We start from the raw sequence: 14,023 nt of genomic DNA on the forward strand, positions 1-14,023 counted from the left end.
ATGGAACTCAATAAACACACGATTGCTGAGCGCTTCGCACACCTGCCACGAGACAAGCAGAGCGTATTTCTTGAGGCATTAAGACAACAGGGGATCGACTTTTCGCAGTTGCCAATCGTTAGGTCTAAGAACCAAGAGAGCAGAACACTCTCCTACGCCCAACTACGCCAGTGGTTTCTGTGGCGCATGGATCCCCAAAGCAGCGCCTACCATATCACGGGTGCCGTGACCCTTAAGGGAACTCTTGACTCTGAAGCATTGCGGGGGAGCTTCGCGGCTTTAGTAGCACGCCATGAGGCATTGCACACGGTGTTCCGTGACGATGGTGAAAGCGAGGCAGTGCAAGTGGTGCAGGCTGAAAATAACTTCGCATTGTCTGATATTGACCTGAGCCATGTGCCGAAGGGTGAGCGAGAAGCGGCAATAGAGAGTCAGGTTACGCGGCTTTGCAATGACCCTTTCGATCTGGAGCAAGGGCCACTATTGCGGGTGGGACTATTGCGTTTAGCTGAAGAAGAGCAGCTGTTGGTGGTAGTAATGCACCACATTGTCTCCGATGGCTGGTCGATACAGTTGATCATCGATGAGTTTGCTGCGGACTACTCCGCTCGGGTAATGGGTGAGACGTGGCAGCCGCCAGCCTTGCCGATTCAGTACGCTGATTATGCACTCTGGCAGCGTCAATGGATGGACGCGGGTGAGAAAGAGTGTCAACTCGCCTACTGGAAGGCGGAACTAGGTGACGAACACCCAGTGCTGCAACTGCCGACTGATCGCCCGCGTCGCAACGATGGATATTATCACACTGCACGCCACCACATGGTACTTCCAGAACCGTTAGTGAGAGGATTGCGTCAACGAGTTCAGACTCAGGGAGCTACCCTGTTTATGACGCTACTGACGGGCTTACAGGTGTTGTTGTATCGATATACTGGGCAGGAAAATATTCGTATAGGCGTGCCAATCGCCAATCGGCATCGTACAGAAACTCAAGGAGTGGTAGGGCTTTTCGTCAATACTCAGGTGATGTGCAATCAGTTAAATGGTCGCCTGAGTTTGGCCGAAGCGCTAGAGCAGGCAAAACGTGCGGCGCTTGGTGCTCAAGAACATCAAGATCTGCCTTTTGAGCAGTTAGTAGAAGCGCTGCAGCCGGAGCGCAGCCTGAGTCACACACCACTATTTCAAGTGATGTTCAATTATCAGCAGCAGGATCATAGTGCGCTGAAGACACTACCAGGATTGGAGTTGAGTACCAGGCCACTAGAAAAGAAAGAGGCAAAGTTCGAGCTGACGCTAAATGTGGAGGAGTGTAATGATGGTTACCTGAAGGCAAGTTTTATTTATGCTGAAGAGCTGTTTGATTCCATCACCATTGGACGACTGGCGCGGCATTATGTCGTTTTTTTAAAGGCGCTGGCAGAGATGCCAGAACGTGCGTTGAGTGATATCGAACTACTTGATAAGAATGAACAGCATCAATTGAAGAAATGGGCAGGCAACACTCAACGATACCCCGATATTCTAGCTATTCATCATCTAATTGAACGCCAAGCAGCGGCAGCCTCCGATATCACAGCGCTAGTATTCGAAGATCAGTCACTCAGCTACGCCGAACTCAATACCCGCGCCAATCGCTTGGCGAACTATCTGATTGATTTAGGTGTAAAACCTGAAACCCGAGTAGGCATCGCTATGGAGCGCTCAGTTGAGATGGTGGCGGGATTACTGGCTATTCTCAAGGCGGGTGGCACTTATGTGCCGCTGGATCCGGATTATCCCGCCGAGCGGCTGGATTATATGGTCGAAGACAGCGGCATAACGATGTTGGTCACACAGCAACACATACGTGAGACGCTGCCGGTAACTGATGGAGTGAGCATTATTGAGCTGGATCGATTAGATGTGGCACACCATGCCTCTACCAATCCGGAAGTGGTACTGCACAGCGAACATCTAGCCTACGTGATTTACACCTCAGGCTCTACTGGAAGACCTAAGGGGGTTGGGATCACGCATGGCGCTCTGAGCAATTACGTTGAAGGGGTGCTGGAGGTTTTAGCGTTATCTGATGATGCTCGTCGTTTTGCAATGGTGTCGACAATAGCCGCGGATTTAGGCCATACCATGCTATTCGGCGCCTTGTACAAGGGGCAAACTCTTCATTTGATTTCATCTGATAGCACGCTTGATCCAGACGCTTTTACTAGATACATGCATGATCATGAGATTGATGTCCTCAAAATAGTGCCTAGCCATTTGCGCGCACTAATGAGTGTAAAGAGTCCATTAAATACATTGCCGAGAAGGTGTTTAGTTCTTGGGGGGGAGGTAAGCGATTGGTCTCTGGTTAAATGGATCTCAGACCTAAATCCATCTTGTCAAATTGTTAACCATTATGGCCCCACTGAGACAACTGTCGGAGCATTGACACAAAGATATGAAAGTGCTGATCAGCGAGCATCTACGCTACCGATTGGCGCCCCCTTGCGTAACATGCAAATTCGGGTACTTGACCCTTGGATGAACCTTGTGCCTCAAGGAGTGAACGGTGAACTTTATCTAGGGGGGGTGGGGTTGGCCCGCGGTTATTTGGGGCGTCTTGATATGACGGCGGAACGATTTGTAGCTGACCCCTTTAGTGAAGGAGAACGTTTATATCGCACCGGTGATAGTGTGCGGCAATTGCCAGATGGTAGCTTGGAATTCCTTAGCCGTATGGATGATCAAGTTAAAATCCGCGGTTATCGGGTGGAGTTGGGGGAAGTTCAAGCGCAGTTGCTATTGCAACTGGCGCTTCGCGAGGCGGTGGTGGTCTCCCAAGATGGAGCTAGTGGTTCGAGGCTGGTGGCTTATGTGGTTCCTCAGGCAGGCATTGAACTTGACGCCACCTCAATACGCGAGCAGTTGAGCCAACATCTGCCAGACTATATGGTGCCGGGAGCCGTGGTCACGCTCGATGCACTGCCGCTGAATGCCAACGGTAAGGTAGACCGCAAGGCGCTGCCCGCACCGGATTTGGCCGGAAGCCAGCGGTACGAACCTCCGCAGGGCGAGGTAGAAGTCGTTCTCGCAAAAATCTGGTCCGAAATATTTGGCGTGGAGCGGATTGGCCGTCACGACAACTTTTTTGAACTGGGTGGTCATTCCTTGCTAGCCCTGAAAGTGCTGGAGAAAATGCGGCAATGGGGCTTGACGGCGCAGGTACGCACGCTGTTCCAATCCCCTGAACTGACGGCCTTTGCCAAGGCATTAACTCAGGCATCAGAGCGGCAGGAAATCAGCATTCCGCCCAACCGGATTCCAGATGGCTGCTCGGCAATCCAGCCCGAGATGCTGCCTTTGATCGAACTCAATGGTGAAGAAATCAGCGCCATCGAAGCGGCAGTGCCCGGCGGCGCCCGCAATATTCAGGATATCTATCCCTTGGCACCGCTACAGGAGGGCATTCTTTTCCACCATCGGCTTCAGGAAGAGGGCGATGCCTATGTGACCCAACACTTGCTTGGCTTCGACAGCCGAGAGCAGCTGGAAGCCTTTACTGCCGGTTTTAACCAGCTGGTTACCCGCCACGATATCCTGCGTACCGCCGTGCTTTGGGAAGGATTACGAGAGCCGGTGCAGGTGGTATGTCGCCATGCTGAGCTTGAGCTTGAATGGTTAGACTTTGATTATGCTTCTTCGCTTAGTGTCGCTGAACAATTGAATGCTGAGGTGGATCCGGATCATCATCGCCTTGATGTGCGCCACGCACCGATGCTGCGGGCGGTAGCTGCATACGATGCCGGGCATGGGCGATGGTTGCTACAGTTACCTAGCCACCATCTAGTCATGGATCACATCACCCTCGAACGACTGGTAGAAGAGATTGCCTTGATCCAGCAAGGCCGCGGAGATGAGCTACCTCAACCCCTTCCATTCCGCAATTTCGTTGCCCAGACCCGACTAGGGGTAAGCCAGGAAGAGCATGAAACCTTTTTCCGTGAGCGGTTGGGCGATATTGAAGAACCGACCGCGCCCTTCGGCCTGTTAGACGTTCGTGGCGATGGCAGCGATATAGAGGAAGTTCGCCTTCCTTTGCCAGCGGAGCTAGCCCAGCAAGTTCGGCAACAGGCACAGCGCCATGGTGTCAGCACGGCCAGCCTGTTCCATCTGGCCTGGGCGCTGGTGCTGAGTAAAACCACCGGACGGGACGACGTCGTGTTCGGCACCGTACTTTTCGGCCGCATGCAAGGCATCGAAGGTTCCGAGCGAGCTCTGGGGATGTTTATCAATACGCTTCCAGTGTGTGTCAAAACAGGTTCCCAGAGTGTTGATAAGTGTCTACGCCACACCCACGATACTCTTTCTGAGCTAATGCATCACGAACATGCCAGCCTCGGACTGGCGCAGCGATGCAGTGGGTTACCCGGTGGAGCTCCTCTATTCTCGAGCCTGTTGAACTATCGTTATAGCGTTCCCCAACAAGAGAAAAATCCAATCCATACCTGGGAGGGTATGGAGACATTGGGTGTCCAGGAACGTACTAACTACCCTATTGGCATGTCAGTGGATGACCAGGGGGAGGGCTTTCAGTTAGTAGGGCAGGTGAGCCGCACGATTGGTGCACAAAGGTTATGTGATTACATGGAAGCCGCTGTAGCGGGCATCGTGGCAAGCCTGCAGCATACACCGCAGCAAGCGATAAGTGAGATCAGCCTTCTAGGAGAAGAAGAACGGCGGTTGCTAAGCAAGTGGGGAGTGAATTCATACCAGCATCCCAATACTCAGCCAGTCCATCATTTGATCGAGCGCCATACCGAGGTAACGCCCGAGGCTACTGCATTAGTATTTGAAGATCAGTCACTCAGCTACGCCGAACTCAATACCCGTGCCAACCAATTGGCCCACTATCTGATCGAACTAGGCGTAAAGCCCGAGACCCGGGTGGGTATCGCCATAGAACGCTCCATCGAAATGGTGGTGGGGCTGCTGGCTACTCTCAAGGCGGGGGGCGCCTATGTGCCACTGGATCCCGAGTATCCTTCAGAGCGGCTGGCCTTCATCGCCGAAGATAGTGGCATTGAACTGCTGCTGACCCAGCGCCACTTGCACGAGTCATTGCCGGTAGCGGATGGACTCAGCGTTATCGAATTGGATCGGCTGGACGTGGCACATCACGCTGCTACCAATCCAGCGGTGGCGCTGCATGGCGAGCACCTCGCCTACGTGATTTACACCTCGGGTTCCACCGGGCGGCCCAAGGGCGCTGCCATCCGCCATGATGCCTTGACCAACTGCATGGTCTGGATGCAGGAGACCTACCAGCTCACCGATACCGATGCCGTACTGCACAAGGCGCCATTCGGGTTCGACGTGTCGGTATGGGAGATTTTCTGGCCGCTGAGTGTTGGGGCCCGTTTGGTAATCGCCCAGCCGGGTGACCACCGGGATCCCGCACGCATCATTGAGCTGATTCAGCGGCACGGAGTCACCACGCTCAATTTTGTGCCCTCAATGCTCAAGGCCTTTCTGGCCTATCCCGATGTTAAAACCAAGACGCGGCTCAAGCATATTATGTGCGGTGGTGAGGCCGTTCCAGCGACGCTACAGCAAGATGTGGCTGAATGTCTTGATGGTGCCCACCTGCATGATCTGTATGGCCCCACCGAAACTACTATTCATGTCACTCACTGGTGGTGTCGTGATGACGCTCACCGCCAGATTCCCATTGGGCGATCCATTAGTGGTACCCGCACCTACGTCTTGGATGGTGATCTTAACTTGGCACCGCCAGGAGTCGCTGGCGAACTCTATCTCGGCGGGGTAAGCCTGGCCCGTGGCTATCTCAATCGCAGTGATCTAACGTCGGAGCGCTTTATCGCTGATCCGTTCGCAGCAGGGGAACGTCTCTACCGCACCGGCGACTTGGTGCGCTGGCGGGAGGATGGCCAGCTTGAGTACCTGGGGCGTCTTGATCACCAGGTGAAGATTCGCGGCCTGCGCATTGAGCTTGGCGAGATCGAAGCCGAACTGCTCTCTCAGCCGGAGGTTCGGGAAGCGGTGGTGGTCGCTCAAGAAGGTCCCTATGGTTCCAGGCTGGTGGCCTATGTGGTTTCCGAAGCTGACAGTGAACTCAATAGCACCTCACTACGCGAAGCACTGGGGCAACGACTACCAGATTATATGGTGCCGGGCGTCATGGTCACGCTCGATGCTCTGCCGCTGAATGCCAACGGCAAAGTCGACCGCAAGGCCCTGCCCGAGCCGGAGTTGACCAGTGGTTTGCAGTGCGAACCGCCTCAAGGTGAAACGGAAGAGGCGCTGGCGACGATTTGGAGCGAGGTGCTGGGTGTCAAGCGAGTAGGGCGTCACGACAACTTCTTCGAGTTAGGGGGGCATTCTCTGCTTGCTGTGCAGATGGTGGCACATGTTCAAGCTGATATGCAGGTTGAGCTTCATATATCTGAAGTATTCAAGAATCCGCTTCTACACGCTTTAGCAGAATGTATTGTCGGGTTAAACCACGGGCACTCCTTAGAGCAGTCGCTCTCTGACATTGATTCCTTCATCGACAGCATGGATACCGTTCAATGAGTAATATCGATACCCGTCGTATTGCGGAGCGCTTTGCCGGATTGCCTAGTGAGCAGCGCCGTGTGGTTTACGACAAGATTCGTACTCAAGGATTGGGCATTGGCCAATTTCCTATTCTTAGGCGCCCTGTATCACAACAGACAATTTGCTCACCCTCTTATGCCCAACTTCGCCAGTGGTTCCTGTGGCGCTTGGATCCCCAGAGCAGCGCTTACCATATTAGTGGTGCTCTGTCCCTTGAGGGGGCGCTGGATACTGAAGCACTGTGGGGTAGCTTCACCGCCTTGATTTCTCGTCATGAGGCATTGCGCACGGTGTTCCGTGACGACGGCGAGGGAGAGATGATGCAAGTGGTTCAGGCCGAGAACAACTTTGCATGGTGCGAAGTTGAGCTAAACCATATGCCGAAGGATGAGCGCAAAGCAGTATTAGAAGATCAGATTGATCGGCTTTGTAATGACCCTTTCGATCTGGAACAGGGGCCGCTGTTGCGTGTAGGGCTACTACGTTTAGCAGAAGAGAAGCACCTTTTGGTGGTGGTAATGCACCACATCATCTCCGATGGCTGGTCGATGCAGTTGATCATCGATGAGTTTGCTGCGGACTACTCCGCTCGAGTTACAGGAGGAGCCTGGCAGCCACCCGCTTTGCCGATTCAATATGCCGATTATGCACTATGGCAGCGTCAGTGGATGGAGGCGGGTGAAAAGGAGCGTCAACTGGCCTATTGGCAGGCGGAGCTGGGAGATGAACACCCGATATTGCAACTGCCGACCGACCGCCCACGCCGTAACGATGGCCACTATCACGCTGCACGCCACGCAATAGTGCTTCCTGCCTCGGTAGTGAGCAAATTGCGTCAGCAGGCCCAGGCGAAGGGCGCCACCCTGTTTATGACGCTACTGACAGGTTTCCAGTCACTGCTATATCGCTATACGGGAGAAGAAGATATCCGGGTCGGAGTTCCGATCGCCAACCGCCACCGCACGGAAACCCAAGGCGTGGTGGGCTTCTTCGTTAATACGCAAGTACTCCGTAACCCGTTGAATGGTCGCCTGAGCTTGGCTAAGGCGCTGGAGCAGGGAAAACGTGCGGCGCTGGGCGCGCAAGAGCATCAGGATCTTCCTTTTGAACAGTTAGTGGAGGCGCTGCAGCCGGATCGTAATCTGAGCCAGACGCCGCTATTCCAGGTGATGTTCAACCACCAGTGGCAGGATCATGGCGAGTTGCCGACTCTGCCAGGACTGAACCTAAGCAGTTGGCCACTAGATAAGGGCGAGGCGCAGTTCGAGCTGACGCTGGATGTGGTTGAGCGCGCGGATGATTTCCTGAAGGCAAGTTTTGTTTATGCAAAAGAGTTGTTCGATTCAATTACCATTGAGCGTCTAGCGCAGCACTATACGGCTATGCTACAGGCGCTGGTAGAGATGCCGGAGTGTGCGCTGGGCGATATTGAATTGCTAGATAAAGGCGAACAACGTCAATTACAGGAGTGGGGGGAAAGCTCTCAACGGTATCCCGACGCATCATCTGTTCACCACCTGATCGAGCTGCAGGCTGCTGCAACCCCAGAGACCACGGCACTAGTATTTGAAGAGCAGTCACTTAGCTACACCGAACTTAACATCCGAGCTAATCGCTTGGCCCACTACCTGATCGGCCTAGGCGTAAAACCTGAGACGCGGGTGGGTATCGCTGTTGAGCGCTCCATCGAGATGGTGGTGGGGCTGCTGGCGATCCTCAAGGCGGGGGGCGCCTACGTGCCGTTGGATCCGGATTACCCTGCCGAGCGACTGGCCTATATGGTCAAGGACAGCGGCATCGAGCTTCTGCTTACCCAGCAGCATCTTCGCGATACGCTGCCGGTGGCCGATGGGCTGAACGTCATTGAGTTGGATCAGTTGAATATTGCTCACCATGCGCCGACCAATCCGAACGTGGCCCTGCACGGCGAAAATCTTGCTTATGTGATCTACACCTCAGGCTCCACCGGGCGGCCCAAGGGCGCAGCCAACCGCCACCAAGCGCTGATCAATCGCCTACAGTGGATGCAGAAGGTCTACGGTCTAACGTCCGACGATGCGGTGCTGCAGAAGACGCCGTTCAGCTTCGACGTCTCGGTGTGGGAGTTCTTCTGGCCGCTGATGCAGGGGGCACAACTGGTGATGGCGCCACCAGGTGCCCATCGTGAGCCGACGCTGTTGGTCGAATTAATACGCACTCATAAGATTACCACGCTGCACTTCGTGCCGTCGATGCTGCAGGCCTTCCTGGCTCATGGTGAGGTAAAAACCTGTACCAGTCTGATGCGACTGGTATGCAGCGGCGAAGCGCTGCCGGCGGAGCTGCAGAATCAGATATTTGCTCGCTTGCCTCATACGGCGCTCTATAACCTCTACGGCCCCACCGAAGCGGCGATTGATGTTACCCACTGGACGTGCCAAGACGATGGGCGCAATCAGGTAGCGATTGGCCAACCGATCACCGGTATCCGCACCTACGTACTGGACGGCGATCTCAACTTGGCGCCTCCCGGGGTCGCTGGCGAACTCTATCTTGGTGGCGTGGGCTTGGCGCGGGGCTATCTGCACCGCCCTGATCTGACCGCAGAACGCTTTATCACCGATCCATTTATGCAAGGCGAACGCCTCTACCGCACCGGCGACCTGGTGCGCTGGCGGGAGGATGGCCAGCTCGAGTACCTGGGCCGGCTCGATCATCAAGTGAAGATCCGCGGCCTGCGTATCGAGCTTGGCGAGATCGAAGCTGAACTGCTCTCTCAGCCGGAGGTTCGCGAGGCGGTAGTGGTGGCACAAGAAAGTTATAGTGGCTCGAGGCTGGTGGCGTATGTGGTTCCCCAAGCCGACAGTGAACTCGATACCAGCTCACTGCGAGAAGCGCTGGGGCAACGACTGCCAGACTATATGGTACCGGGCGTCGTGGTCATCCTCGATACCTTGCCGTTGAATGCCAACGGCAAGGTAGACCGCAAGGCCCTGCCCGAGCCGGAGTCGACCAGTGGCTCGCAGTACGAGCTGCCTCAAGGCGAGGTGGAAGAGGCGTTAGCGGAAGTCTGGTCAGAAGTATTGGGCGTTGAGCGAGTCGGCCGTCACGACAACTTCTTTGAGCTGGGTGGTCATTCGCTGTTGGCTCTAAAAGTGCTGGAGCGAATGCGGCACCGGGGGCTGACAGCACAGGTACGAACCCTGTTCCAACACCCAGAACTGGCAGCCTTTGCCGAGGCGATTGCACAGAAGCCAGAGCAGCAGGAACTCATCATTCCTCCTAACCGGATCCCACACGATTGTCAGGCTCTCCAGCCTGATATGCTGACACTGATAGAGCTTAATGCTGAAGAGCTTCGTGAGATTGAAGCGGCAGTGCCCGGCGGTGCTAGCAATATTCAGGATATCTACCCACTGGCACCGTTGCAGGAGGGCATCCTTTTTCATCATCGGCTACAGCAGGAAGGAGATGCCTATGTAACTCAACACTTACTTGGCTTTGATTGCCAGGAGCGGTTGGAAGCATTCATTGTCTGTTTCAATAAACTAATTGCCCGCCATGACATCCTGCGTACTGCTGTGCTTTGGGAAGGACTCCGCGAACCGGTGCAGGTGGTGTATCGACATGCCATGCTGGATATCGAATGGCCGACCGCGCCAGATGCGGCCACCGACGGTGTGGCCGAATGGTTATACATCCAGGTGAATCCTGAGCACCATCGCCTCGATGTACGCCAAGCACCTATGATTCGGGCGCTGGCTGCATACGATGCTGAGCAGGGGCACTGGTTGCTACAGTTACCTAGCCACCATCTAGTCATGGATCACACCACCCTTGAGCTACTGGTGGAAGAAATTGCCCTGATCCAGCAAGGCCACGATGACGAACTGCCCAAGCCGATCCCATTTCGCAACTTCGTGGCACAGGCGCATCTGGGAGTAAGCTCAGAAGAGCATGAAGCCTTCTTCCGCGAGCGATTGGGCGGCATAAAGGAACCTACAGCACCCTTCGGGCTGCTGGATGTACGCGGCGACGGTAGCGATATCGAAGAAATGCAGCTGCCGCTAGAGCCAGAGTTGGCTCAACAGGTACGGCAGCAGGCGCAGTACCATGGTGTCAGTACGGCAAGCCTGTTCCACTTGGCCTGGGCCTTGGTGCTAAGCAAAACTACCGGGCGGGACGACGTGGTATTTGGCACTGTTTTGTTCGGCCGTATGCAGGGCACTGAAGGGGTTGAGCGGGCATTGGGGATGTTTATCAACACCTTGCCTGTGCGCATCAAAATAGGGTCTAAAACCGTTGATAAGTGCTTGTGGCAGACTCACAGCGCCCTTAGTGCGTTGTTGCACCACGAGCATGCCAGTCTCGGTCTAGCACAGCGCTGCAGTGGGCTGCCCAGGGGAATGCCACTATTTACAAGCTTGCTGAACTATCGCTATAGCACACCCCTGACAGAAAGTAGACCCACTAATGTATGGAAAGGCATGGAGTCTCTGGGGGGGCAGGAGCGTACTAACTACCCCATTGGAATGTCGGTAGATGATCTGGGAGAAGGTTTTCGACTGGTGGGGCAAGTGAATCATGTAATCGGCGCTAAGCGGCTGTGTGAATACATGCGTTTGGCCGTAGCTGGTATCGCTGCAAGCCTGCAAACTGCATCACAGCAATCACTAAGTGAGATTAGTCTGCTAGGAAAAAACGAACTGCAACTGTTGAGTGAATGGGGAGAGAACCCAGATCAGCACCCTGATGCTCCACCTATTTATCAATTGATTGAGCACCAAGCAGCGTCAACTCCAGAAGCCACGGCCCTCATCTTTGAAGACCAGCATCTTAGCTACGCCGAACTCAATACCCGTGCCAACCGCCTAGCCCATTATCTGATTGGGTTGGGCGTAAAACCCGAGACTCGGGTGGGCATCGGTATGGAGCGCTCCCTTGAGATGGTGGTGGGGCTACTGGCTATTCTCAAGGCGGGGGGCGCTTATGTGCCGCTGGATGCGGATTACCCCTCTGAGCGGTTGGCTTATATTGCTGAAGATAGTGGCATTGAGCTGCTACTGATCCAACAACATCTTCACGATACGTTGCCGGTAGTTGAAAACCTTAGCGTCATCGAGCTGGATCAGTTAGACGTTGATCACCATGCATCGTCCAACCCGGGTGTGGCGTTGCACGGTGAACATCTCGCCTACGTTATCTACACCTCGGGCTCAACTGGGAAGCCTAAAGGCGCCGCCATCCGCCATGATGCCTTAACCAACTGCATGGTCTGGATGCAGGAGACCTACCAGCTTACCCACACCGATGCTGTACTGCATAAGGCGCCGTTCGGGTTCGACGTCTCGGTATGGGAGATTTTTTGGCCGCTGAGTGTTGGGGCACGTTTGGTGATCGCCCAGCCAGGCGACCATCGCGATCCAGAGCGCATTATTGAGCTGATTCAGCAGCACGGCGTCACCACACTCAACTTTGTGCCCTCAATGCTCAAGGCCTTCCTGGCCTATCCCGATGTTAAGGCCAAGACGCGGCTCAAGCATATTATGTGCGGTGGAGAGGCCGTTCCAGCTACGTTACAACAGGACGTAGCCGAGTGCCTTGATGGCGCCAGCCTTCACGATCTCTATGGCCCTACCGAAACCACCATTCATGTCACTCATTGGTGGTGTCGTGAAGATGCTCAACGCCAGATACCCATTGGGAGGCCTATCAGTGGCACCCGTACCTACGTATTGGATGGTGAATTGAATCTAGTACCACAGGGCGTAGCAGGAGAGTTATACCTGGGTGGGGTGAGTTTGGCGCGGGGATACCTTAACCGTAGTGATCTCACGGCGGAGCGTTTTATCGCTGACCCGTTCAAAGAGGGTGAACGCCTCTACCGTACGGGCGATCTGGTGCGCTGGCGGGAGGATGGCCAGCTCGAGTACCTGGGCCGCCTCGATCAACAGGTGAAAATTCGTGGCCTGCGGATCGAACTTGGCGAGATCGAAGCTGAACTGCTCTCTCAGCCGGAGGTTCGCGAGGCGGTAGTGGTGGCACAAGAAAGTTTTAGTGGCTCGAGGCTGGTGGCGTATGTGGTTCCCCAAGCCGACAGTGAACTCGATACCAGCTCACTGCGAGAAGCGCTGGGGCAACGACTGCCAGACTATATGGTACCGGGCGTCGTGGTCATCCTCGATACACTGCCGCTGAATGCCAACGGCAAGGTAGATCGCAAAGCACTGCCTGAACCTAATTTTGAGGAAAAACGCGAGTATGTGACGCCCTCTACACCAGAAGCCCAACAGCTTGCTGAGATATGGCAAGAAGTACTGGGTGTTGAGCGGGTCGGCGAGACCGACAATTTCTTCGAGCTGGGTGGAGACTCTCTGTTGAGTCTACAAGTAATGAGCCATGTACAGGCTCTAGAGTTGCCGCGGCCTGAGTTTAAACTGTTCGACCTAATGCAGAAGCCGACTATCGCTGATCTGCTGGGAGTAAGGAATAAACCTGGGGCGCTGCCAAAAGGGGCTGTGATGCTCAATGGCGAGTGTCGCAGTCAGGCGCCGCTGTTCTGCATTCATGCCGTAATGGGAACGGTTTTTGACTATCAGCCGTTAGCCCGACGCTTGCAGGAAGTATGTACGGTTTACGGCCTACCTTGCCGAATGTTGACCGACCCACAGCATCGAGATACCTCACTTGAAACAATGGCTGATAACTATGTGGAGACGATACGTCTCATACAACCAGTGGGGCCTTATCGGCTATTGGGATGGTCTCTTGGTGGAGCATTGGCAGCACTGATCGCGGCTCGACTTGAAGGGCTGGGGCAAGATGTGAGTCAACTGGCTTTGATAGATCCCTATATACCTGGCGGTGAACTGCACCGCGAGGATAGCTGGCAGCGAGATTTTGTAAACTTTGCATCAGTGATACTGCCAGGTGTTTCGCTTGAAGAGCTCAATGGTAATGAGGAGAGCAACGAAGAAGAGAGTGAGGAAGAGGTTGCTATTAAGTTGTCGAGGTTAATGGCGTCCTTCGATGCATATGGTCGTGAGGGTTACGCAGCACTGGGTAGCGAGGAGCTTGCTCGAATATTCTGCGTGGCTCGGCACTTGAAGCATCTTTCACTACAGCTTGATGCCTTGCCAGCGGTGATTTGTGAAGTGGATTGCTGGTGGGCGACGGGAAGAGATTGGAAAGAGCGTCAGGCGCTAGCGAACCAGTTAAAGCGAATCCCGAGAACCTCAATTGAGACTCCTCATGACCACTTCTCAATCATTGGGGATGAGGATCTGATTTCTCAGGTAGTAAAGCGGATACGAATAAGTACTAAACGATATTTTGACGAAGCAATGCAGGCGCTATTTTGAAGATACATTTTTGATGTGCTCTGCAATACCCGGTTTAAGAAAAAATGAACTACAGGCATTACCAACGACCTGCTTGGGGTCGCGCA

2 protein-coding genes are annotated in these 14,023 nt (G+C 54.4%); both read left to right on the plus strand.

The window, feature by feature from the left end; translation table 11 throughout:
• Entirely contained in the window at window positions 1-6,573 is a 6,573-nt protein-coding gene (locus QEN58_RS04210; protein WP_280105907.1) for a non-ribosomal peptide synthetase, read from the plus strand.
• On the plus strand, window positions 6,570-13,937 hold the full coding sequence (locus QEN58_RS04215; RefSeq protein WP_280105908.1) for a non-ribosomal peptide synthetase: 7,368 nt from the start codon (window positions 6,570-6,572) through the stop codon (window positions 13,935-13,937). Before QEN58_RS04210 ends, QEN58_RS04215 begins: the two co-directional genes overlap by 4 nt.
• Window positions 13,938-14,023 lie beyond the last annotated feature (86 nt).

The sequence above is a fragment of the Halomonas alkaliantarctica genome, assembly GCF_029854215.1.
Taxonomy (GTDB): Bacteria; Pseudomonadota; Gammaproteobacteria; order Pseudomonadales; family Halomonadaceae; genus Vreelandella; species Vreelandella alkaliantarctica_A.

What these genes read in the sequence shown, in the direction of transcription:
- QEN58_RS04215 (WP_280105908.1), top strand. Translation starts at nt 6,570, where the DNA reads ATGAGTAATATCGATACCCGTCGTATTGCGGAGCGCTTTGCCGGATTG.
- QEN58_RS04210 (WP_280105907.1), top strand. Translation starts at nt 1, where the DNA reads ATGGAACTCAATAAACACACGATTGCTGAGCGCTTCGCACACCTGCCA.